This window comes from Glycomyces sp. NPDC047010 (assembly GCF_040644205.1).
In the GTDB taxonomy this organism is placed as follows: domain Bacteria; phylum Actinomycetota; class Actinomycetes; order Mycobacteriales; family Micromonosporaceae; genus Glycomyces.
Window position 1 is genome coordinate 158,305 of sequence record NZ_JBEYVY010000006.1, and the last position, 20,787, is coordinate 179,091.

At 72.4% G+C, this 20,787-nt stretch carries 16 protein-coding genes; 3 read left to right on the plus strand and 13 right to left on the minus strand.

Going from position 1 to position 20,787, the window contains the following annotated elements:
• Positions 1 to 41 precede the first annotated feature (41 nt).
• Genes AB0A65_RS14020 through AB0A65_RS14055 form a run of 8 tightly spaced genes read right to left on the minus strand, consistent with a single transcriptional unit; the run spans position 42 to position 10,760 of the window.
• Positions 42 to 2,717, minus strand: coding sequence for a beta-L-arabinofuranosidase domain-containing protein (locus AB0A65_RS14020; RefSeq protein ID WP_359951138.1), 2,676 nt, complete (start codon positions 2,715 to 2,717; stop codon positions 42 to 44).
• Complete coding sequence (locus AB0A65_RS14025) at positions 2,714 to 4,129, minus strand: aminopeptidase P family protein (protein WP_359951140.1); 1,416 nt, start codon at positions 4,127 to 4,129, stop codon at positions 2,714 to 2,716. Before AB0A65_RS14025 ends, AB0A65_RS14020 begins: the two co-directional genes overlap by 4 nt.
• Positions 4,126 to 5,415: an alpha/beta fold hydrolase gene (locus AB0A65_RS14030; RefSeq protein ID WP_359951142.1), complete on the minus strand. Its 1,290-nt coding sequence runs from the start codon at positions 5,413 to 5,415 to the stop codon at positions 4,126 to 4,128. Before AB0A65_RS14030 ends, AB0A65_RS14025 begins: the two co-directional genes overlap by 4 nt.
• Entirely contained in the window at positions 5,412 to 6,269 is an 858-nt protein-coding gene (locus AB0A65_RS14035; protein ID WP_359951144.1) for an ATP-binding cassette domain-containing protein, read from the minus strand. The genes AB0A65_RS14030 and AB0A65_RS14035 overlap by 4 nt, the downstream gene beginning before the upstream one ends.
• Positions 6,266 to 7,102 (minus strand): ABC transporter ATP-binding protein, encoded by an 837-nt coding sequence (locus tag AB0A65_RS14040; protein WP_359951146.1) that lies wholly within the window; start codon positions 7,100 to 7,102, stop codon positions 6,266 to 6,268. Before AB0A65_RS14040 ends, AB0A65_RS14035 begins: the two co-directional genes overlap by 4 nt.
• Entirely contained in the window at positions 7,099 to 8,097 is a 999-nt protein-coding gene (locus AB0A65_RS14045) for an ABC transporter permease (protein ID WP_359951148.1), read from the minus strand. The genes AB0A65_RS14040 and AB0A65_RS14045 overlap by 4 nt, the downstream gene beginning before the upstream one ends.
• A complete protein-coding gene (locus AB0A65_RS14050) occupies positions 8,094 to 9,068 on the minus strand; it encodes an ABC transporter permease (protein WP_359951150.1) in 975 nt (324 codons plus the stop codon). The genes AB0A65_RS14045 and AB0A65_RS14050 overlap by 4 nt, the downstream gene beginning before the upstream one ends.
• A gap of 6 nt (positions 9,069 to 9,074) precedes the next feature.
• On the minus strand, positions 9,075 to 10,760 hold the full coding sequence (locus tag AB0A65_RS14055) for an ABC transporter substrate-binding protein (RefSeq protein ID WP_359951152.1): 1,686 nt from the start codon (positions 10,758 to 10,760) through the stop codon (positions 9,075 to 9,077).
• A gap of 279 nt (positions 10,761 to 11,039) precedes the next feature.
• Here AB0A65_RS14055 and AB0A65_RS14060 point away from each other — a divergent pair, with 279 nt between their 5' ends.
• Complete coding sequence (locus AB0A65_RS14060) at positions 11,040 to 13,169, plus strand: alpha-galactosidase (RefSeq protein ID WP_359951154.1); 2,130 nt, start codon at positions 11,040 to 11,042, stop codon at positions 13,167 to 13,169.
• On the opposite strand, the gene AB0A65_RS14065 is transcribed toward AB0A65_RS14060, so the two are convergent.
• Positions 13,166 to 13,777: a TetR/AcrR family transcriptional regulator gene (locus AB0A65_RS14065; protein WP_359951156.1), complete on the minus strand. Its 612-nt coding sequence runs from the start codon at positions 13,775 to 13,777 to the stop codon at positions 13,166 to 13,168. The genes AB0A65_RS14060 and AB0A65_RS14065 overlap by 4 nt on opposite strands.
• A 90-nt stretch (positions 13,778 to 13,867) precedes the next feature.
• Here AB0A65_RS14065 and AB0A65_RS14070 point away from each other — a divergent pair, with 90 nt between their 5' ends.
• The gene (locus AB0A65_RS14070; RefSeq protein WP_359951157.1) at positions 13,868 to 14,902 is read left to right on the plus strand and encodes an aldo/keto reductase; all 1,035 of its coding nucleotides are present in this window, start codon (positions 13,868 to 13,870) and stop codon (positions 14,900 to 14,902) included.
• A gap of 40 nt (positions 14,903 to 14,942) precedes the next feature.
• Here the strand turns inward: AB0A65_RS14070 and AB0A65_RS14075 are convergent, their stop codons facing one another.
• The 3 genes from AB0A65_RS14075 to AB0A65_RS14085 form a co-directional block, all read right to left on the minus strand.
• On the minus strand, positions 14,943 to 16,337 hold the full coding sequence (locus tag AB0A65_RS14075; RefSeq protein ID WP_359951159.1) for a cellulase family glycosylhydrolase: 1,395 nt from the start codon (positions 16,335 to 16,337) through the stop codon (positions 14,943 to 14,945).
• A gap of 83 nt (positions 16,338 to 16,420) precedes the next feature.
• Positions 16,421 to 17,413 (minus strand): MerR family transcriptional regulator, encoded by a 993-nt coding sequence (locus AB0A65_RS14080; protein ID WP_359951161.1) that lies wholly within the window; start codon positions 17,411 to 17,413, stop codon positions 16,421 to 16,423.
• Entirely contained in the window at positions 17,413 to 18,063 is a 651-nt protein-coding gene (locus tag AB0A65_RS14085) for a HEAT repeat domain-containing protein (protein WP_359951163.1), read from the minus strand. The genes AB0A65_RS14080 and AB0A65_RS14085 overlap by 1 nt, the downstream gene beginning before the upstream one ends.
• Before the next feature lie 185 nt (positions 18,064 to 18,248).
• On the opposite strand from AB0A65_RS14085, the gene AB0A65_RS14090 reads away from it, so the two are divergent.
• The gene (locus AB0A65_RS14090) at positions 18,249 to 19,397 is read left to right on the plus strand and encodes an MFS transporter (protein ID WP_359951600.1); all 1,149 of its coding nucleotides are present in this window, start codon (positions 18,249 to 18,251) and stop codon (positions 19,395 to 19,397) included.
• A gap of 29 nt (positions 19,398 to 19,426) precedes the next feature.
• Here AB0A65_RS14090 and murF read toward each other — a convergent pair whose 3' ends face one another.
• The gene (gene murF, locus AB0A65_RS14095; protein WP_359951165.1) at positions 19,427 to 20,785 is read right to left on the minus strand and encodes a UDP-N-acetylmuramoyl-tripeptide--D-alanyl-D-alanine ligase; all 1,359 of its coding nucleotides are present in this window, start codon (positions 20,783 to 20,785) and stop codon (positions 19,427 to 19,429) included.
• Positions 20,786 to 20,787: the final 2 nt, after the last annotated feature.

Here is a 20,787-nt window from a genome sequence, read left to right on the forward strand (position 1 = left end):
CCGCCGTGCAGTGTACGCGATGGCGGCGACGATTCCGCTGGTCATGGACTTTCCCGCCTTCCGGGGATCACGAGGCGCCGCCGGGGCTCCTCGTTGCCGGCGCGGTCGGTCGCGGCGTACTCGATGACCTGCGGCTCGTCGTCGATCGCGCGCACGAACGCCTCCTGGAACGTGCCCCAGAACGTGCCGGGGCCCTCCCACTGGATGCGCTCCACACCGGACACGGCGTCGTCGGCGCGGAGTGTGATCTCCACGCTCGCACCGAGATCCTTGACGACGGCCTCGGAGACGGGCGGCTCGGTGTCGACGCTGAGTTCGCGGCTCACGGCCCCCGTGCGGCCCTCGCGGTCGCGGACGCGGGCCTCGACGCGGTGCACGCCTTCGCCGGTGACCGCGACGGGCCCGGTGTACGGGGTCCAGTCGGCGCCGTCGAGGCGCAGTTCGAGTTCCAGCTCGTCGGAGGTTCCCGAGTCGATGTCGAAGCCGCGCAGGCGGATGCGGGGCGCGGTGGTGTACCAGCCGGAGGGCGCGGGCTCGTCCAGGACCTCGATCGCGACCGCGGGCGGGACCTTCCCGGCGTCGTTCAGAGCAGGGTCGTTCAGGACCGGGACGTCGAGGCGGCCGTCGGCGCGGGGCGTGCCCGTGGCGCCGTCGAACGCGGCCGCGGCGGCGAGCACTGCGGTGAGTTCGTCGCGGCCGAGGAGCCCTTCGGCGCGCACGCGGCGGGCGGTGTCGGCGACGCGGGCGAGGAACGCGGTCCGGTCGGTGAAGGCGCCGGGGGCCCACAGCTCGTCGAGGAAGGTGGAGCCGTCGGCACGCTGCCGGTTCGGGACGCCGGTCCCGTTGCCGCCGAACGCGATTTCGGCGTCGGCGGACCGGACGTACATGTGGTACCGGCCGTCCTCGCCGGACCAGCACGGCTCGAAGGAAGTGCCTTCGATCCGGATCGCGCCGTCGCGGCCGAGTTCGGCGAGGAGCTGCGCGCCGGTGCGGCCGGTGATGAGGCTCCCGTCGAACGCACGGCGCCCGTTGAGGCCGAACGCGAGGCCGGTGGTGGCCTCGGACTGCGCAAGGAGGAGCGTCGCTCCGAGGAACAGCGCGCACTGGCGCGGGTCGTCCACCGCGGCCTCGGCGCGCAGCGACACGGGCGTGGTCAGGGTCAGTTCGTCGCCGTCGCGCCAGGCGCGGGTGACCGCGGCGTACTCCCCCACTGTGGGGGCGTCGAGCGCGTCGCCGTTGAGGCGCAGCTCCGGAACGCCTGCGGCCCAGGCGGGGACGCGGAGGCGCACGGTGCGCTCGGTGCCATCGCCGGAGCCGGTGAAGCGCAGGGACACCGACTCACCGAGCGGGAAGCCGGAGCGCTGCGACACGCGCAGGCCCGCCTCGGACCAGTCGAGGTCCGCGTCGGCCGCGAAGTTCGCGTAGAGCCCGTCGGGGGCGGCGAGGAAGACCGTGTCCTGGTACTTGACGTGGTTCTCCAGGCCCGTGCCGCCGCAGCAGGTGCCCACGTTGTCGTACTCGCGCAGCGCGCCTGGGTGGACCGGGAACATGTACGTGACCTCGGGGCTGACGTCGGACCGGGCGGCCCGGCGCGAACCGAGGATGTGATTGAGGACCGTGCGCTCGTAGTACGCCATGTAGCGGGCGTCGCGAGTGTGCGCGAAGAGCCGCCGCGCGAGTTTCAGCAGGTTGTAGCTGGCGCAGGTCTCGGCGTTGCGGTGGCCCACGTCGCCCGCGACCGTGCCGGGCGGGCCCCACAGCTCGGACTCGCCGGTGCCGCCGTGGGCGTAGGTGCGACCGGGCACGATCTGGTCCCAGATGCCCAGTGCCGCATCGAGGTAGCGGCGCTCGCCGGTCAGCTCGTACTCGTCCACGTAGCCGATGAGCTGCGGGAGGTGCTGGTTGGCGTGCATGTCGGTGAGCACGTCGGTGCGGGAGGCGCCCGCGTCGAGCAGGTGGTCCTGGTCGAAGAACCTGGCGGTCTCCAGGAAGCGCGGCTCGTCGGCGGCGGCGCTGAGCCGGGCCATGGTCTCGTTCATGCCGCCGAACTCGCCCGCGATGTACAGCGACCACATGCGCTGGCGGCGTTCGGGTTCGAGGCGGGCGAGGCGGCCGTGGACCCAGTGGCCCATCGACACGGCGAGGCCGAGGGCCTGCCGGTTGCCCACGAGTTCGTAGGCGTCGAGGAGCCCAGCCATGAGCTTGTGGCAGGTGTAGTACGGGGCCCAGATCTCGCCGTACGGCGCGAAGTCCTCCAGGCGTGAGAACTGCCACTCGCCGTACGCCGCAAGGAAGCCGGGGTGCGAGTAGCGGCCCGTGGCGGCCAGCGCGGCCTGGACCTCGCCGAGGCCCGCGACGAGGTCGTCCACTTTGGCGCGCAGTGTCGGGTCGTCCTCGCCTGCGGCGCTGAGGGCGAGCATGGAGAGGAAGTGGCCCGCGTAGTGGCCGCGCACGAGGTTCGCGGTCTGGGCGTGCTCGCGGCCGGGGTAGTCGCGCTCGCCCCAGGCGTCCTCGTTGGGGTGGCCGAAGTCCTCCCAGTTGCCGGGCGGGAGGGCCCCGCGGGTGTCGAGTCCGGCGTTGCGGCGGAAGACCGCGAGGAGGCGGTCCACGGGGTAGGCGCGGGCGAGGTGGAGCAGTTCGGTGCGGGCGCGGGCGAAGACGCTCGCATCGTCGATGCGGGCGGCGCCGAGCGGGAAGGGCTGCAACAGGTCAGTCACTGCTGGGCCTTCGTCCAGGACTCGGCTGTCCATTTTTCAAGACCCTCCGCGTCGATCGGGAGGCCCGCGGAGAGGACTTCGGAGCCGGTGGCGGTCACGAGCACGTCGTCTTCGAGGCGCACGCCGATGCCGCGCAGCTCCGGCGGGACGGTGAGGTCGTTGGCGTGGAAGTACAGGCCGGGTTCGACGGTCATGACGACGCCCGCTTCGAGGTCGGCGCCCATGTAGTCCTCGTACTCGGCCTTGGAGCAGTCGTGGACGTCGAGGCCGAGGTGGTGGCCGATGCCGCAGGCGAGGTAGCGGCGGTGCTGCTGGCCCTCCGGGGACAGGGCCTCGTCGACGGAGACGGGCAGGAGGCCCCAGTCGTGGAGGCCGGTGGCGATGACCTCCATTGCGGCGTAGTGGAAGTCGAGGTACTCGACGCCGGGCCTGATCTGCGCGAGTCCGGCGCGGTGGGCCTTCTCGACCAGGTCGTGGACCTCGCGCTGGCGGGGACTGAAGGTCCCGGAGGCGGGGAGGGTGCGGGTGACGTCGGCGGTGTAGAGGCTGCGGGCCTCCACGCCCATGTCGAGGAGGAGCACCTCGTCGGGGAGGACCGGGCCGTCGCAGCGGACCCAGTGGAGGGTGGGCGCGTGGGGGCCGGAGCCGACGATGGTGGTGTAGCCGGTGCCGTTGCCGTGGGTGCGGGCGTGGCGGTCGAAGGTCCCCTGGAGCCAGCGCTCGCCGAGGCCCTCGGTGACGGCGCGCGGGATCTCGGCGGCGACCGCGGCGAAGCCGGTGACGGTGGCGTCCACGGCCTCGCGGAGCTGCGCGATCTCCCAGTGGTCCTTGACCATCCGCAGTTGCGAGAGGGTGCGGTCGAGGAGCGGGGACGCCTCCAGGCCGTGGGCGGCGGCGCCGGTCGCGGTGGCGAGGGCGCCGGTGAGGTCGAGGCCGTCGAGGTCGGCGAGCGGCCGCACGGTCAGGCCGAGGGCGTCGGCCCATTCGGGCAGGCCCGGGGAGGCGCCGACCCAGAGTTCGCCGTGGGCGGCGTTCGCGAAGAACCCGGTGTCGCCGGGGCGGAACGGCGGCGGCATGAACAGGCGGGCGTCGTGGCCGCCGGGGCGCGGGGTCATGACGAGGACTGCGGCTTCGATCTGGGCGCCGGTGAGCCACGTGAAGGAGCTGTCGGCGCGGAAGGCGTAGTCGTTGTCGTCGTTGCGGACCGGCGCGGTCCCGGCCGCGACGAGGATCATCTCGCCGGGGAGGCGCGCGCTGAGGCGGTCGCGGTGGGCCGCGGCGGCCTCGGGGGCGCCGGGGACCGCGGCGGCGGGCACCGGGTCGGTGCCCCAGCCGGTCGCGATGTAGTCGGTGAACGCGGGGGTCTCGGTCAGCCGCGGGTAGCGGGTGCCGGCGTAGGGGGGCCTTGTCATCGCCGTTCTCCTCCTCGGTCGCGGACCAGGTCGCGCAGGCGGGTGAGGACCCGGCCCGACCCGATGCCGTCGTGCTCGAACTCGTTGGTCACCCACGCCTGGGCGTTGCCGAGGCCGTTCAGGGTGTCCAGTTGCAGGCCGGAGTCGACGAACATGTCGTCGAAGTAGACGACCGCGGCGACGGGGACCTCGTTGGCCGCCAGGCGGTCGGCGTCGAAGACACGGCTCCACTCGCGGCGCTCGGCGAGGGCGTGGACGGCGGGCGCGAAGCCGCGCAGGAGCCTGACCTCCTCGAACATCCACGGGAACGCCATCTCACCGGTGAACGGGAGCGGGCGCACGTCCTCTTCGAACTCGGGGCGGCGGTCGCGCTCGCGCTGCGCGGCCCACGCGGTGGGGCCGTTGGCGCCGTCGCCGTAGATGGACTCCTGGAGGGTCCAGAACAGCGGGTTGGACGCGGAGGAGGTGCGGGCGAGGACGTCGGCGAGGAAGCCCTCGGAGAGGCGGCCGCCGCGGATGAACGCGTTCTCGACCAGCCAGTGCATCCGCTCGAACCCGGGCTTCATGCCGAAGTCGATGCCGAGGGACTGGAAGCGGCGCACGGTGAGCACGTCGCCGTCCGGCAGGAGCACCGGCTCGGCGGCGAGCCGGTCGGCGACGGCCGCGACGGCGTCGGCGTCGTGCGGGTAGCGCCGGTAGTACTCGGCGGTCTTGGCGGCGACGCGGTCGAAGGTGCGGCGGTAGACCTCGTCGGCGCTCATCGGGTTGCCGGGGATGCCGCCGCACACGTACGCGGCGGCGAGGGCCTCGGGCGCGTGGGAGAGGTAGGCGAGGGTGAGCCAGCCGCCGTAGGACTGCGCGAGCGTCGTCCACCTGCGGCCCCCGTAGACCGAGGTGCGCACGTGTTCGAGGTCGCGGACGATCGAGTCGGCGCGGAAGCACGCGAGGTAGTCCGCCCCGGCCTCGGCGTCCCCGATCTCAGCGACGATCTGCGCGTCGAGCGGGGTGCTGCGGCCGGTGCCGCGCTGGTCCACGAGGACGACCCGGTGGTCCTTCAGGGCCTCCTCGATCCACCCGTCGGCCTTGAGGGGCCGCGGGTTCGCGCCGCCGGGGCCGCCCTGGAGGTAGGTGAGCAGCGGCAGGTCGGCTTCGCGCCGGTCGGGGTCGACCAGTTCGCGCACGAACACCTCGATCGTGCCGCGCGAGGCGTCGGCCCAGTCGAGCGGCACGTCCACGTACCGCTCGCTCACCCGCATGCCGGGCATCGAGTACTCCACTGCCGTCATTTCCCTGCCTCCTGTCGGTCCCGCCGCGCCGCCTCGTTGCGGCGCCGTGCGGCGTCCCATTCCGGCCTGATCCTAGGGACGGCCGCGAGGAGCTTGCGGGTGTACGGGTCCTGCGGGTCCCCGAACACCGCGTCGCGTCCGCCCTGCTCGACGATCCGGCCCTCGTTCATCACCGCGACGCGCGTCGCGATCTGCCGCACCACCGCCAGGTCGTGCGCGATGAACAGGTAGCTGAAGCCCTCTTCGTCCTGGAGGCGCTTGAGCAGGTTGATGACCTGCGCCTGCACCGAGACGTCGAGGGCCGAGACGGCCTCGTCGGCGATGATGAGCCGCGGCGAGACCGCCAGCGCGCGGGCGATGCCGATGCGCTGGGCCTGTCCGCCGGAGAACTGGGCGGGGAAGCGCGCGGAGTGGTCGGGGTTGAGGCCGACCCTTTCCATGAGCGCCTTGGTGAACGCGCGCGCGCCGCCGGGGATCGGCCGCTTCTGGTAGACGAGCGGGGCGGTGACGATCCGCTCGACGGTGTGCTTGGGGTTCAGGGAGGAGTACGGGTCCTGGAAGACCATCTGGACTTCGCAGCGGTACGCGTGGAGGTCCTTGCCGGTGAGGGCGTGGACCTCGCGGCCGTCGAACTCGATGGTCCCCTCGGTGGTGTCGATGAGCCGGGCGATGAGGCGCGCGGTCGTGGACTTGCCGGAGCCGGACTCGCCGACGAGCGCGAGGGTCTCGCCGGTGCCCACTTCCAGGGACACGTCGTCCACGGCGCGGAGCTTCGCGGTGCGGCCCAGGAGGCCGCCGCCGTGGACCGCGAACTCCTTGACGAGGTTGCTCGCGCGGAGCAGGGGTTCGCTCATCGGTCCTCCTCGGTGGTGGTGCGCAGCAGCCCGATCTCGTCGTCGATGCGGGGGACGGCGTCGAGGAGCATGCGGGTGTAGTCGGCCTGCGGGTCGCAGAAGACCCGCTCGGCGGTGCCCTGCTCGACGAGGTCGCCTTCGCGCATGACGACGATCTGGTCGGCGACCTCGCTGACGACGGCGAGGTCGTGGGTGATGAGGATGAGCCCGGCGCCGGTGTCGCGGCGGATCTCGGCCAGGAGGTCGAGGATCTGGGCCTGGACGGTGACGTCGAGGGCGGTGGTGGGCTCGTCGGCGATGATGAGGTCGGGTTCCATGCTCAGGGTCATCGCGATCATGACGCGCTGGCGCATCCCGCCGGAGAACTGGTGCGGGTAGTGGTCGACGCGGCGGGCGGCGTCGCGGATGTGGACGCGTTCCATGGCCTCGATCGCGACCTTGCGGGCCTCGCGGCGGGTCACGCCGGTGCGGTGCGAGCGGTACGCCTCGGCGATCTGGGTGCCCACCGTGTAGTACGGGTTGAGCGAGGACAGCGGGTCCTGGAAGACCATGGCGATGCGGTCGCCGCGGACGGACCGCATCTCGCGCTCGCGCAGGGTCGTGAGTTCGGTGCCGTCGAGCTCGATGGAGCCGGATCGCTTGGCGCCCTTGGGGAGCAGGCCCATGATCGCGAGGCTGGTCATGGACTTGCCGGAGCCGGACTCGCCGACGATGCCAAGGGCGCCGCCGCGCGGCAGATCGAAGGCGAGGTCCTTGACGACCTCGACGTCCCCTGCGGCGGTGGGGAAGCCGACGGTGAGGTCGCGGACGCGCAGGAGCGGTGTCTCGGTCATGCCGCGCTCCCGACTCGCACCCGCGGGTCGATCGCGGTGTACAGCAGGTCGACGACCATGTTGCCGACGACGACGAGGAACGCCGCGAGGAGCGTGACGCCCATGATGACGGGCTGGTCGTTCTTGGTGATGGAGTCGGCGGCGAGCTTCCCGACCCCGTTGAGGCCGAACACGGTCTCGGTGATGAGGGCGCCGCCGAGGAGCCCGGCGAAGTCCATGCCGAAGATCGTGACGATCGGGGTGAGGGCCGGGCGCAGGGCGTGGCGCCGCCACACGAGGCCGGGGCTGAGGCCCTTCGCGCGGGCGGTGCGCACGTAGTTCTCCTGGAGGGTCTCGATGACGTTGGCGCGCGTGAGCCTGGTGTAGACGGCGGCGGCGCCGATGGAGAGCACGATCCAGGGCATGAGGAAGTTCATGAACCACTGGAGCGGGTCCTCGCTGAACGGCACGGCCTGCGGGAACGGGAGCCATCCGAGCGTGACGACCAGGAGGAACTGGAGCGACAGCGCGAGGACGTAGTTCGGGACGGACATGCCGGTGAGGGTGAGGCCGGTGATGAACCGGTCGGTGAACTTCCCTTCGCGCACGGCGGAGACGAGTCCTGCGGAGACGCCCGCGAGGAGCCACAGCACCGCGGCTCCGACCGCGACGGTGGCGGAGACGGGGAGGCGCTGGAGGATCATGTCCGTGACCGGCTGGCTCGACTGGAACGAGTAGCCGAGGCACGGTGCGACGCAGTCGATCGCGTTGGCGCCGGTGCCGTAGGTGCGGCCGACGAACAGGCCGGAGAGGAACGTCCAGAACTGGGCGAGGAACGGCTCGTCGAGGCCGAGGTTGGCGCGGATCTGGTCGATGGCCTCGGGCGTGCAGTTCTTGCCGCAGATCTGCACCGCCGGGTCGGGCGAGAGCAGGAAGAAGATCACGTAGGTGAACAGGCACACCAGGAACAGCACGACGGCCATGCCCAGCAGGCGGTTGGCGAGGAAGCGGATCATGCGCGGCCCTCCCCGGACTCGGCGATCTTCTTGATGCGGTCGCCGAGGACGGTGAACGACAGCACGAGCAGGAACAGGAACGCGCCCGGGAACAGGAAGTACGCGGGGTCGACGGCGTACCAGGACACGGAGGACGCGATCATCTGGCCCCACGAGGGGGTCGGGGGGACGACGCCCACGCCGAGGAAGGACAGGCCGGCCTCGGTGCCGACGTACCCGGGGACCGCGAGGGTGGTCATGACGATGATGGTGGAGGAGAGGTTCGGGAGGATCTCCTTGAAGATGATCTGGGCGCTGGAGGCGCCCGACGCCTTCGCGGACTCGACGAACTCGCGCTGCTTCAGGGACATGGTCTGGCCGCGCACGATCCGGGCCAGGTAGGGCCAGCCGAAGAAGGAGATCACGACGACCAGGAGGGCCTGCCGGTTCTCGGCCGGGAGGGCCGAGAGCACCGCGATCATGAAGATGAGGGCCGGGAAGGCCATCAGGAACTCCATGATCCGGGAGATCACCATGTCGGTGCGCCCGCCGAAGTACCCGGCGATCAGGCCGAAGACGACGCCGAGGGTCGAGGTGAGCGCGGTCGCGAGGAGCGCGATCGTCATGGACACCCTGGCGCCGTAGACGATGCGCGCGAAGATGTCGCGCCCGTTGCCGGGCTCGACGCCGAACCAGTGGTCGGTCCCGATGCCGCCGCCCCAGCCGAGCGGGAGCCCGCCGAGGTTCGGGTCCACGGCGGCCTGGTCGAACTCCAGGGGGCCGTAGCCGGAGAGCTTGACCAGGAGCGGGGCCGTCAGGGCCATGAGGATGACGACGAGGATGTAGGCGGCGCAGGCGACCGCGGCGCGGTCGCGCATGAAGGCGCGGGCGAGGCGTCGCCCTGAGGCGGGCGGCGAGGACGACGCGGGGTCGCCCGTCGCCTCACCGCCCGCCGCGCCTTCAGCTTCGAGTTCTGTCGGAGTGAAGGTCATCGGTGATCAGCCTGCGGACGGGTCCTTGAGCCCGATGATCGTCAGGTCCGTCATGCTGGTGTTGGGGATGTAGTTCGCGATGTTCTCGCCGGGCAGGAACACGCTGGGCTCCTGGAGCAGCGGGACCATCGGGGCGAGGCCCATGACCTGCTCGTCGAAGTCGCCCCAGGCGACATTCGCCGCGTCGAGGTCGGTCATCGCGCGGATCTCGTCGATGCGCGCGTTGATCGCCGGGTCGTCGAACAGCCCGATGTTGGTGTTGCCCTTGTCGGTGATGACGCGGCCGTCGACCAGCGGCGGGACCATGGTGGAGGAGCTGGAGGCCCAGTCCGGGCACCAGCCGGTGATCGCGGCGTCGCTCATCTGCGAGGGCGTGCCGATGGTCTCGTAGTACGTGGAGGTGTCGATGACGTTGAGCTGCACGTCCACGTTGATCTTCGCCAGCGACTGCTGGATCGACTCGGCCTGCGCCTGCATGATCGGCTGCGAGCGGATGTCGAGCGTGAACGAGAAGCCGTCTTCGAGGCCGGCCGCGGCGAGGAGCTCCAGCGCCTTGTCGGGGTCGCCGTTGTTGCCTTCGCTCGGGTACAGGTCGAAGTCCTTGTGACCGTTCACCGCGTCGGGGATGATCGTGGTGGCCGGGAGGGCGAGCTGGTTGCCGCCCGAGGCAGTCTGGAGCGAGGTGCGGTCGATGGCGTAGTTCATCGCCTGGCGCACTTCGAGCTGGTCGAACGGCGCCTCGGTGGTGTCCATGCCCATGTAGGTGACGCAGTACGCCTCGGCGGTCTCGGCGCGCTCGGCGAGGTCCGGGGACTGGAGGCGCGCGAGGGTCGCGGGCTGGACCTTCCCGGCGATGGCGCTCTGGTCGGCGCCCTGCCCGGCGATGAGCCGCTCGTCGATCGTGGCCCCGTCGAGGCCGATCTCGAACTCCCAGGCGTCGGGGTACGCCTTGCGGACGTCGTCGGTGCCGGCGTCCCAGTTCTCGTTGCGCACCAGCTTGATGAGGCTGCCGGGCGTGTAGGTGTCCACGGTGTACGGACCGGAGGCGATGACGTCGTTGATGAACTCGTCGCCCGCGCCGGTCCCGACCGGGAACGGCACCGCGTTCGGCTGCGCCAGGACGCTGTCGAACTCGGGGAACGGCGCGATGAGGTGGAAGACGATGGTCTTCTCGTCGGGCGTCTCGATCCCGGGGTGCTCGCCGGACTGGTACGGGCCGAGGTAGTCATCGGGGGCCGCGATCGTGTTCTTCAGCCACGGGGAGCCGATGCCGATCTCGGGGTCCCACGCGCGGGAGATGCCGAAGGCCAGCTCGGTGGAGGTGATGGGGTCGCCGTTGTCGAACTTCAGGCCGTCTTTGAGGGTGTAGGTCCAGGTGAGGCCGTCTTCGGACGCGGTGCCGAGGCTCTCGGCCATGTCCGGGACGATCGCGTTCGGGTCGTCGGAGTCGCCCGCGGCCTGCATGGTGAGGCCGCGGTAGATGAGGCGGTAGAACGCGTTGACGCCGCCGTCCCAGCCGCGGGCCGGGTCGAGGTAGGAGAAGTCGGCGTTCTGGAGCATGTGGATGGTCCCGCCGGAGACGGGGTCGTCGCCCGCGGTGCCCGCGGAGTCGGTCTGCCCGCCGGAGCAGCCGGTGAGGAGGAGGGCCGCGGCGAGGAGTGCCGCGGGCGCCCTTGTCAGTTTCTTCAACATGGGGGAGGTCCTTCATTTGTGCGCCGAACGACGGGCCGCATTCCCGGGGGGCGGGTGTTCACGGGGCCGTCTGGCCAATGCCTCGGAAGCGTCGGTTCGCAGTAACATATCACATATCACATACCACTGACTCGGGCTCGGGTTTCGCCTCCGACCAGGCCGGATGGGAACCGCCTGGTCTCGCGATGCCCGGGCGACTACGGTAGGGCGCCGACGGCAAGCGCTATTCCCAATGCCCGCAACCCCGCTGTTCCGAACCCACTGTTCCGAAGGAGCACCGTGAACTCACCGACCCTCCTGCGCCGCGACGGCGTGGCCCTCGTCCTGGCGGCCGCCGAGGCGGGCCTGCCGCCCGTGCTCCACTGGGGCCGCGACCTCGGACCGCTCGACGCGGCCGGGATCGCCGCCCTCGAAGCCGCGACGGCCCGCCAGACCCGGCCCGGCACCCTCGACGCCGCCTGGCGGGTGCCGCTGGTCCCGCAGGACTCGGACGGCTGGGCCGGGCGCCCGGCCCTCCTCGCCACCCGCGACGGCCGCCCGCTCTTCCCCCGCTGGGACGCGACGGTGGAGCGGACGGGCGATGCGGCGGTCGCAATCACCGCGACCGACGCCGAGGCGGGCCTGACGCTGCGGACGCGCCTGGAGATCGGCGCGGGCGGGCTCGTGCTCCTCGACCACGAGCTGACGAACGACGGCGGGGACCGCGTGGAGGTCGCGTGGCTCGAAGCGGTACTGCCCGTGGCGAAGTCGGCCGACCACCTCACCGCGTTCTCCGGCCGGTGGGCGCGCGAGAAGGCCCCGCTGACCGCTCCGATGCCGCGCGGCGCCACGGTGCGCGAGTCGCGGCGCGGGCGCGGCGGCCACGACGCCCCCTGGGTCACGTTCGCTTCAGCGGGTCTGCCGCGCAACCGGACCGGCGAGGTCTGGGCCGTCCACCTCGGATGGAGCGCCGACGTGCGCCACCGCACCGACCGGCTCACCGAGCACGGCACCGCCCTCGGCGCCGGGGAGCTGGTGCGCCCCGGCGAGATCCGCCTCGCAGCAGGCGAGTCGTACCGGACGCCGACCGCGTACTTCTCCTACGCGGACAACGGGCTCGACGGCGTCGCCGACCGCTTCCACACCTGGATGCGCTCGCGGCCGCAGCACCCGAAGACGGCGCGCCCGCTCGTGCTGAACACGTGGGAGGCCGTGTACTTCGACCACGACCAGGCCCGCCTGGAGCGGCTGGCCCGCCGCGCCGCTGAGGTCGGAGTCGAGCGGTTCGTCCTGGACGACGGCTGGTTCCACCTGCGCCGCAACGACAAGGCCGGGCTCGGCGACTGGGTCGTGGACCCGGCGGTGTGGCCCGAGGGCCTCGAACCGCTCGCGGAGCTCGTGCGCTCGCTCGGCATGCAGTTCGGGCTGTGGTTCGAGCCGGAGATGGTGAACCTGGATTCCGATGTCGCACGCGCGCATCCGGACTGGGTCCTCGCCAACCCGGCGTCGGTGCCCTCGCCGGAGGGCCTGTCGTTCCGGACCCAGTACGTGCTGGACCTGGCGAACCCGGACGCGTTCGAGCACCTGCGCTCGCAAATGTCCACACTGGTCGAGCGGCTCGGCATCGCGTTCATCAAGTGGGACCACAACCGCGACCTCGTCGAGGCCGTCCACGACGGCGCCCCGGGGACGCACGCGCAGACCCTCGCGGCGTACCGCCTCATCGACCGGCTCAAGGCCGACCACCCCGGCCTGGAGATCGAGTCGTGCTCCTCGGGCGGCGCCCGCACCGACCTGGGCGTCCTCCAGCGCACCGACCGCGTCTGGGCCTCCGACTCGAACGACCCGGTCGAGCGCCAGGACATCCAGCGCTGGACCGAGCTGGTCCTCCCCCCGGAGATGATCGGCGCCCACGTGGGCCCCTCCCCCGCGCACTCCTCGGGCCGGGCCACGCCGCTCCCCTACCGGATCGCGACCTCGCTCCAGGGCTCGGCCGGATTCGAGTGGGACCTCCTGTCCTGCAACGAGGAGGAGACCGCCCAGATCACCGAGTTCGCGTCCCTCTACAAGGAACTGCGCGGCCTCCTCCACACCGGATCGGTGGTCCACCCCGACACGATCGACCCGGCCCTGCGCGTCCGCGGCGTCGTGGCCGCCGACAGGTCGGAGGCGGTCTTCACCGTCGCCACGGTCGCGTCCCTCGAAGAGGCCCTTCCCGAGCGCCTCCTCCTCGACGGCCTCGACCCCGCACGGCACTACAAGGTGAACGTGCGCAGCGAGATCGGCGAGGCCCGGTGGGGCTGGACCACCCCGCCGTGGCTCGCGGGCGAGCCCCTGACGGTCCCCGGCGCGGTCCTCACCGGCATCGGCCTCCAGCTCCCGGGCCTGTGGCCCGTGCAGGCGGTCCTGATCCACCTGACCGCGGTCTAGACGACGTAGGCGCCCGAGCGGGCGGCGGCCGCGGTTGCGCTGGCCGCCCGCTTCGCCGTGTCCGGGTCGAGGGGGTCGCCGGAGACGAGGAAGCGGTAGTAGAGGGGGGCGGAGAGGGCGCGGATGACCTCGGCGGGGTCGGTGCCCGCGGGGATCTCCTTGCGGGCGAGGGCGTCGGTGACGCAGGGGGACCACTCGTCGATGCGGAGGCGGTAGAAGCGGTGGAGGGCCGCGGCGGCCTCGGGGTCGGAGGCCGCGGCGGCGATGAGGGCCTTGAAGAGCGGGCCCTGGCGGTCGTCGGTGAGGGTCTTGAGGATGAGGGCGGCGAGGGCGGCCAGGTCCCCGTCGAGGGCGCCGGTGGCGGCGCGGGGCAGCGAGGACTCGGCCATCTCGGCGAGCATGTCGGCGACGAGGCCGTGGACGGTGCCCCAGCGGCGGTAGACGGTGGTCTTGCCGACCCCGGCGCGGCGGGCCACCTCGGCGAGGTCGACCCCGCCGATGCCCTTGTCGGCCAGTGCGTCTCCGGCGGCGCGGAGCACGGCCTCGCGGACGCGGGCGGTGCGTCCGCCGGGCCGGGCGGTGCCGGGGGCGCCAGTGGCCTGATTCATAACGGGACTCCAGTTGCATTAACGGCGGTTGCTGAGCTAGCTTAGACCCAACATTAACGGAACTGAAGTTCCTTTAGAAGGGAAACCGCCATGGAACACCGCCGTCTCGGCCGCTCCGGCCTCCTCGTCCCCGCCCTGTCCTTCGGCGCCGGGACCTTCGGCGGCTCCGGGCCGCTGTTCGGCGCCTGGGGCGACACCGGCACCGCCCAGGCCCGCCGCATGGTCGACATCGCACTGGACGCGGGCATGGCCATGTTCGACACCGCCGACGTCTACTCCGACGGCGCCTCGGAAGAGGTCCTCGGCGCGGCCCTCAAGGGCCGCAGGGACCGGGCGCTCATCTCCACGAAGGCCGGACTTCCGGTGGGCGAGGGCGCCAACGAGGCAGGGGCCTCCCGGGTCCACCTGACGCGGGCCGTCGAGACCGCGCTGCGGCGCCTCGACACCGACTACATCGACCTGTTCCAGCTGCACGCCTTCGACGCCCGCACCCCGGTGGAGGAGACCCTCGCGGTCCTCGACGACCTCGTGCGGGCCGGGAAGATCCGGTACGTCGGCGCCTCGAACTACTCGGGATGGCAGCTCATGAAGTCCCTCGACGCCGCCGACCGCGACCGGCGCCCGCGCTTCGTCGCGCACCAGGTGTACTACTCGCTCGTGGGCCGCGACTACGAGTGGGAGCTCATGCCGCTGGGCCTGGACCAGGGCGTCGGCGCGCTCGTGTGGAGCCCGCTCGGATGGGGTCGGCTCACCGGGAAGATCCGGCGCGGCCAGCCCGTCCCGGAGGGCAGCCGCCTGCACCAGACCGCGCAGTTCGGGCCGCCCGTGGAGGACGAGGCCCTGTACCGGGTCGTGGACGTGCTCGACGAGATCAGCGCCGAGACCGGGAGGTCGGTGCCGCAGATCGCGATCAACTGGCTCCTGCGCCGCCCCACCGTCGCGTCGGTGATCGTCGGCGCCCGCGACGAGGCGCAGCTGCGGCAGAACCTCGGCGCGATCGGGTGGGAGCTCGACGCCGAGCAGGTCGCCCGGCTCGACAAGGCCAGCGCGAGGACCGCGCCGTACCCGTACTACCCGTACGAGCGGCAGGAGGGCTTCGCGCGGCTGAACCCGCCGGCGGTGTGAGCGGTGAGGGCCCGGTCCACTGGGGACCGGGCCCCGCTCGCTACGGCAGGTTCGCGATCACGAAGGGCGCGTGGCCGTGCAGGTAGTTGTCCCACCCTCCGGTGACGGGAGCCCCGGCGGACAGCAGGTTGGTGGAGTCGTTCCCGACGTCCAGTTTCCATGCGGTCCAGGAGATCTTGTTCGCGGACATCCAGTCGATCCAGCGCTGCGCCTCGTCCAGGCAGACGCGGCCGTCCAGTCCGCCGTCGGCGGCGCTGGCGCCCCACTCGGTGACGAACAGGGCCAGTCCCGCGTCTATGGCGGCGTCGGCCTTGTCGCGGTTCCACTGGGCGTGGGTGCACGAGTAGAAGTGCAGCGTGTACATGAGGTTGGTGCCGGAGACCGGGCTCTGGGCGGCGACGTCGACGTCCTGGGACCAGGTCGGGGTGCCGAGCACGATGATGTTGTCGGGGTCCTGCGCTCGGATCGCCGCGGTCACGGCCTGGTGGTAGGGCTTGAGGACGCCGGTCCAGGAGACCTGCTCGGGCTCGTTGTAGGTCTCCCAGATGACGTTGGGGAGGTGCCCGTAGCGGTCGGCGAGGTCGGAGAAGAACGCGACGGCCTCGGCCTGGTGCTGGTGCGCCTGGTGCGCATGGAAGTCGACGATGACGTAGACGCCGGCCTCGGCCGCGTTCTGGATCACCGTCTCCACTTCGGACTTCCAGCCCTGGGGGTCGTCGAGGTAGGCGCCCTCGGGCTCGACGCCCATGGCGACGCGGAAGACCTCGATGTTCCAGTTGTCGCGCATCCACTCCAGTGCCTGGAGGTTCTGCGCGTACGGCTGGGTCTGCCAGTGCAGCCACATGCTGGAGACGCCGCGGAGCTGGATCTGCGCGCCGCTCTCGTCGCACATGCCGGCGCCGCAGACGTGGAGCTGGCCGTGCTCCTCGACGGGGGTGCCCGCGGGGGGCGGGTCCGTCGGCTCGGGGTCGGTGGGTTCGGGGTCCGTGGGCTCGGGGTCGGTGGTCTGCTCGCCGCCGGCTTCGGCGCAGGGGACGCCGTCGATCTCCACGTTGGCGATGCCGCCGGAGTCGCCGTTCGCGGTGAAGCCGAAGACCTCCCGGGTCTGCCCCGCGGCGATCGCGCCGTTCCATCCCGCGTCGGAGGCCGTGAAGTGCGACCCGCTGAGGGACTGGGCGGTGACGTTCCAGGCGCTGATGCCGGAGACAGCGCCGGTGAAGTCCCATTCCACGGTCCAGCCGTCGAGCGCCTCGCCCGCGGTGATGCTCACGTTGGCCTGGAAGCCGGAGCCCCAGTCGTTGACCACGTCGTACTCGACGTCGCATGCGGCTGCGGCGCTGGCGTTCTGGGCCGCCGCGACGGTGAGCGCGCTCGCGCCGAGCGCCGCGGTGACCGCGGCGAGGATCGCCGCCGTCCTTCGTCTTCGCGTCTTCATATGCCGTCCCTGGGTAGAGGATTTCGGGGTGCGGAAGCGCTCCCAAACAACATATTGAAGTTTGCCAATCTATTTTCCCGGCGTCAAGCCCTGTCCCGCGCCTCCACGACGCCCGCGAGCGCGGCCGCGGTCCGGGCGACCGTGCGGTCCGGGTCCGCGGCGAGGGGCCGGAGCAGGTCGAGCGCGAGGCCGGTCGGGAGTTCGGCGAGGGCCTGGACGAGGCGCAGCCGGGCGTCCGGATCGGCGGCGGCGAGCGCCGCGGTGAGGTCGTACGCGATGGCCGCGGCCGGCCCGGGGTCGGCGGCGAGCGCACCGAGGACCTCGGCGGCGTCCACGTCGTTGGCGCCCTTGACGACCATGTCCACGAGCACGGGGATCGCGGCGGCGCTCCCCCGGGCGCCGAGCGCGAGGGCGGCGCGGCCGCGCACGGCGGTGACCGCGTCGTCCAGGACGGTGTCGAGCGCGGTCGAGGAGTCGTCGCCGGGGATCTCGGCGAGGGCCTGGACGGCGCGCAGCCGCACGTCGGGGTCGTCGGAGGCCAGGCCCGGGACGAGGCTCGCCACGCCGTAGTCGGCGCGGGCCAGGGCCCACTGGAGGGCCCCGGCCACGAGCGGGTCGCGTTCGGCCAGCACGGCTTCGGCGAGGAGCGGCGCGGGCAGCTCCGCCTCCAGCGCCGCCTGCTGGCGGCGGGCGGCGCTCGGCGAGGCGAGGCCGCGCAGCAGCTCCACGATGCGGAGCACGTCCTCCCAGCCCTCCGGGTCGGAGGCGTCGACGGCCTTGAGCCGCTTGAGGAGTTCCTGCTCGCGGGCGAGCCGGGCCTCCGCGGCGGCGGTGAGGTCGGCGATGAGCGCGGCCGGCGCGAACCCCGGGTCGTCGAGGACCGCGCCGATCTGGCGCAGCGACAGGCCCAGGGTCCGCAGGCTCTCCACGTGGAAGATCCGCCGGATGTCCGCGTCGGCGTACTCCCGGTAGCCCCCGGTGGTGCGGCCCGTGGGCCGCACCAGGCCGAGGTTGTCGTAGTGCCGGAGCATCCTGGTGGAGACGCCGGAGCGCCGCGCGACCTCGCCGATGAGCATTACGCCTCCGGTTCCCGGCCGCCGAGCGCGGCGATCCGCTTCGCGGCGTCCACGGCGGGCTCGAACGCGGCCTCCGGGTCCCGCAGGAGCCGCTCCGTCGCCACCGCGTGCGCCGCTATGACGGGGTCGTCGCCCGCCATGGCGGCCTTGAGAACCGGCTCGGCGTGCTCGCCGAGCGCCGCGAGCGCCCGGCTCAGGCTGCGCTGCACGTCGCGTTCACCGCGCCCGAACTGGGCGGCGAGCTCCTCGGCGAGCGCGCGCTCCTGACCCTCCGGGACGAGGACAACGGCCGCGCGCCAGGCGGCGCGGGCGACCTCGTCGTCGCCGTCGCGCAACAGGTCCCGCGTGATCGCGGGCCAGGCCCGCGCGTCGCCGACCTTCGAGAGCGTGTGCAGCGCTTGCGCGCGGGCCTGCACGTTCGCCGAGTCCAGCTCGGCGAGCAGGGCCGGGACGGTGACGTCAGCGGGGAGCCGCGTCAGCGCCCACGTGAGCATGTCGCGGACGTAGAAGTCCGGCTCGACCGCGCACCGCGCGATCAGCACCTCCGCAACCTCCGGATCGGCCTCAGTACCCGCGGCGAGCGCGGCCTTCAACCGCACCGAGGCGTCGCGGGCGGCGAGCGCGCCGGTCGGCGTGCGTGTCGTGTCCATGGGGACCACCTCCGCGATCAAGCGAACACCTTGTCATCGTGTCAATGTCAAGCCCGCCGCGGGGCGAAATCGGGGAGGACCGATGACCCCGGCCGCTGGAGGGTCCGTGTTGCGGCATCGAGGAGCCGGTCGCCGCCTGAGCGGATTGCGCCCCTTCTGCTAGATTTGCCGCCGTGACGAGGGTGATGATGGGGCCGCTGTACTTGGCGGGGTTCACCACTGCGTTCGGGGCACACGGTGTCGCGTCGGTGCTGGGCGCCGAGTCCGACGACATCGGTCTCACGCTTCTGGGGCTCGGTGCGGTGCTGGCGCTGTACGACGTCGCCGAGGTGATCCTGAAGCCGGTCTTCGGGGCGCTGTCGGACCGGGTGGGGGCCAAGCCGGTGATCGTGGGCGGCCTCGTGGCGTTCGTGCTCGCTTCGCTTGCGGCCCTGATCGATCCGACGCCGCTCGTGTTCGCACTCGCCCGGCTCGGGCAGGGGGCGGCGGCGTCCGCGTTCTCCCCCGCGTCGTCGGCGGCGGTCGCGCGCTTGGCGGGCCGGGAGCGGCTCGGGCGGTACTTCGGCCGGTACGGCGCCTGGAAGAGCCTGGGATACGTGCTCGGCCCGCTCATCGGCGTGGGCCTGACGCACCTGTTCGGCATCGAGGCGGTGTACGTGGCGCTGGCCGCGCTCGCGGCCGTCGCCGCGGCGTGGACCCTCGCCGCGCTTCCGGCGCTACCGGTGGTCCCCCGGCCCCGATATACCCTTGCCGACCTGGTCAGGCAGACCACGGAGCGCGGGTTCCTCGTCCCGACCGCGCTGCTCGCGACGACCACTGCGGTGCTCGGTGTGGCCGTGGGGTTCCTGCCGCTCCTCGCGACGCGGCTCGACCTGCCGGCGCTCATGGGCGCCGCGGCGGTCGCGGCCCTGGCGCTGGCCTCGACGGTCATGCAGCCGCTCGTCGGGAAGCTGCGGGACACCGGCGGGATCGCCGACCGGACCGGGACCGCTGCGGGACTGGTCCTCGCGGCGGTCGCGTTGGGGCTCATCGCGATCGCGCCGCATTGGTCGACGCTGCTGGGTTCGGCGGTCCTGCTGGGCATCACGGTCGGCACGGTCACCCCGCTCGCCTTCGCCCACCTCGCGGCCGCCACGCCCGAGGAGCGCATGGGCCGAACGATGGGGAACGCCGAACTCGGCCGTGAGCTCGGCGATGCCGGAGGCCCGCTGCTCGTGGGCGGAATCGCGACGGCTGCAACGCTTCCGGCCGCACTGGGGGTGCTCGCGGTACTCAGCCTCGCATCGGCGGGCCTGGCCCGCTTCGGGCTGGCCAGGCGCCAGCCGGTCGCGTAGCGCCTCCGGAGGCATCGCCTGGCGGGGCCTCAGCGTCGGTCGAGGGCTTCGATCGCCTCCGCTATCTCATCGAGGCGGGCCGCTCGGGACGCCTTCACGAGGACCACGTCTCCTGGGGCGAGGTGGACTCGGAGCCAGTCTGCGGTGGCGGCGTTGGTGGGCAAGAAGAGTGCGTGTTCTTCTGCGCCCTCGGCGATGAGGCGGGCGTCGGGGCCGACCGCGACCACTGCGTCAGCGCGGGCGGCGGCGTAGGCGCCGATCGCGCGGTGTTCGGGGTCGGCGGCGTCGCCGAGTTCGGCCATTTCGCCGAGGATCGCGATGCGGCGGCCGCCTTCGATCGCCGCCAGCGCGTCGAGGGCGGCGCGGGTCGAGTCCGGGTTGGCGTTGTAGGCGTCGTTCAGGAGGATCACGCCGTTGGCGAGTTCGCGGAGTTCCATGCGCCACTTGGAGAGTGAGGCGGTCTCCAAAGCTTTCGCGGCCGCGTCGAGGGGCACGCCCGCGGCGAGTCCCACGGCCGCCGCGGCGGCGGCGTTGCCCGCCTGGTGGGCGCCGGGGACCGGGAGTGCGACCCGGGCTGAGTCCTCAGTGGTCCGGAGTGTGAAGGCCGGGCGGCCGAGGCGGTCAAGGGTCAGGTCGGTCACGCGCACGTCGGCGTCGGGCGCCGTGCCGAAGGTGAGCACGGGCCCGTCGGTGAGGGTGCGCATGGCGGCCGTGCGGGGGTCGTCGGCGTTGAGGACGGCCGTGCCGCCGGGCGCGAGTCCTTGCACGAGTTCGCCTTTCGCCTTCGCGATGGCGTCGCGGGTCTTCATGTAGCTCAGGTGCGCCTGCCCGACGTTCAGGACCACCCCGATGTCCGGCGGGGCCAAAGCGGCGAGAGCCGCGATGTCGCCGACGCGTCGCGCGCCCATCTCCAGGACCAGGAAGCGGGTCGCGGCGTCGGCGCGGAGCATCGTGATCGGGGTGCCGAGTTCGTTGTTGAGCGATCCGGTGGTCGCGACCGTGGGCGCGGCGGCGCCGAGGACGGCCGCGATGAGGTCCTTGGTGCCGGTCTTCCCTTGGGAGCCGGTCACTCCGGCGATGGTCAGGTTGCCGCGCAAGACGTGCACCACGTGCGCGGCGAGCGCCTGGAGCGCTTCCTGCGCATCGGCGACGACCACTGTGGGCAGCGCCGTGGGGCGGGAGCCGAGGACGGCGACGGCGCCCGCCTCCCCGGCCTGGGCGGCGAAGTCGTGGCCGTCGGCGTGCTCGCCCGCGAAGGCGACGAGGAGGCCGCCGGGTGCGGCGTCGCGGCCGTCGAGGACGGCGGGGGCGGTGACTGTGACGGCGGGGTCGCCCGCGACGGTGCCGCCGGTGACCGCGGCGATCTCGCGGAGGTCGAGCGGGATCATGC

What these genes read in the sequence shown, in the direction of transcription:
- murF (WP_359951165.1), bottom strand. Translation starts at nt 20,785, where the DNA reads ATGATCCCGCTCGACCTCCGCGAGATCGCCGCGGTCACCGGCGGCACC.
- AB0A65_RS14035 (WP_359951144.1), bottom strand. Translation starts at nt 6,269, where the DNA reads ATGAGCGAACCCCTGCTCCGCGCGAGCAACCTCGTCAAGGAGTTCGCG.
- AB0A65_RS14080 (WP_359951161.1), bottom strand. Translation starts at nt 17,413, where the DNA reads ATGCTCATCGGCGAGGTCGCGCGGCGCTCCGGCGTCTCCACCAGGATG.
- AB0A65_RS14075 (WP_359951159.1), bottom strand. Translation starts at nt 16,337, where the DNA reads ATGAAGACGCGAAGACGAAGGACGGCGGCGATCCTCGCCGCGGTCACC.
- AB0A65_RS14090 (WP_359951600.1), top strand. Translation starts at nt 18,249, where the DNA reads ATGATGGGGCCGCTGTACTTGGCGGGGTTCACCACTGCGTTCGGGGCA.
- AB0A65_RS14030 (WP_359951142.1), bottom strand. Translation starts at nt 5,415, where the DNA reads ATGACGGCAGTGGAGTACTCGATGCCCGGCATGCGGGTGAGCGAGCGG.
- AB0A65_RS14040 (WP_359951146.1), bottom strand. Translation starts at nt 7,102, where the DNA reads ATGACCGAGACACCGCTCCTGCGCGTCCGCGACCTCACCGTCGGCTTC.
- AB0A65_RS14065 (WP_359951156.1), bottom strand. Translation starts at nt 13,777, where the DNA reads ATGAATCAGGCCACTGGCGCCCCCGGCACCGCCCGGCCCGGCGGACGC.
- AB0A65_RS14085 (WP_359951163.1), bottom strand. Translation starts at nt 18,063, where the DNA reads ATGGACACGACACGCACGCCGACCGGCGCGCTCGCCGCCCGCGACGCC.
- AB0A65_RS14050 (WP_359951150.1), bottom strand. Translation starts at nt 9,068, where the DNA reads ATGACCTTCACTCCGACAGAACTCGAAGCTGAAGGCGCGGCGGGCGGT.
- AB0A65_RS14070 (WP_359951157.1), top strand. Translation starts at nt 13,868, where the DNA reads ATGGAACACCGCCGTCTCGGCCGCTCCGGCCTCCTCGTCCCCGCCCTG.
- AB0A65_RS14045 (WP_359951148.1), bottom strand. Translation starts at nt 8,097, where the DNA reads ATGATCCGCTTCCTCGCCAACCGCCTGCTGGGCATGGCCGTCGTGCTG.
- AB0A65_RS14025 (WP_359951140.1), bottom strand. Translation starts at nt 4,129, where the DNA reads ATGACAAGGCCCCCCTACGCCGGCACCCGCTACCCGCGGCTGACCGAG.
- AB0A65_RS14055 (WP_359951152.1), bottom strand. Translation starts at nt 10,760, where the DNA reads ATGTTGAAGAAACTGACAAGGGCGCCCGCGGCACTCCTCGCCGCGGCC.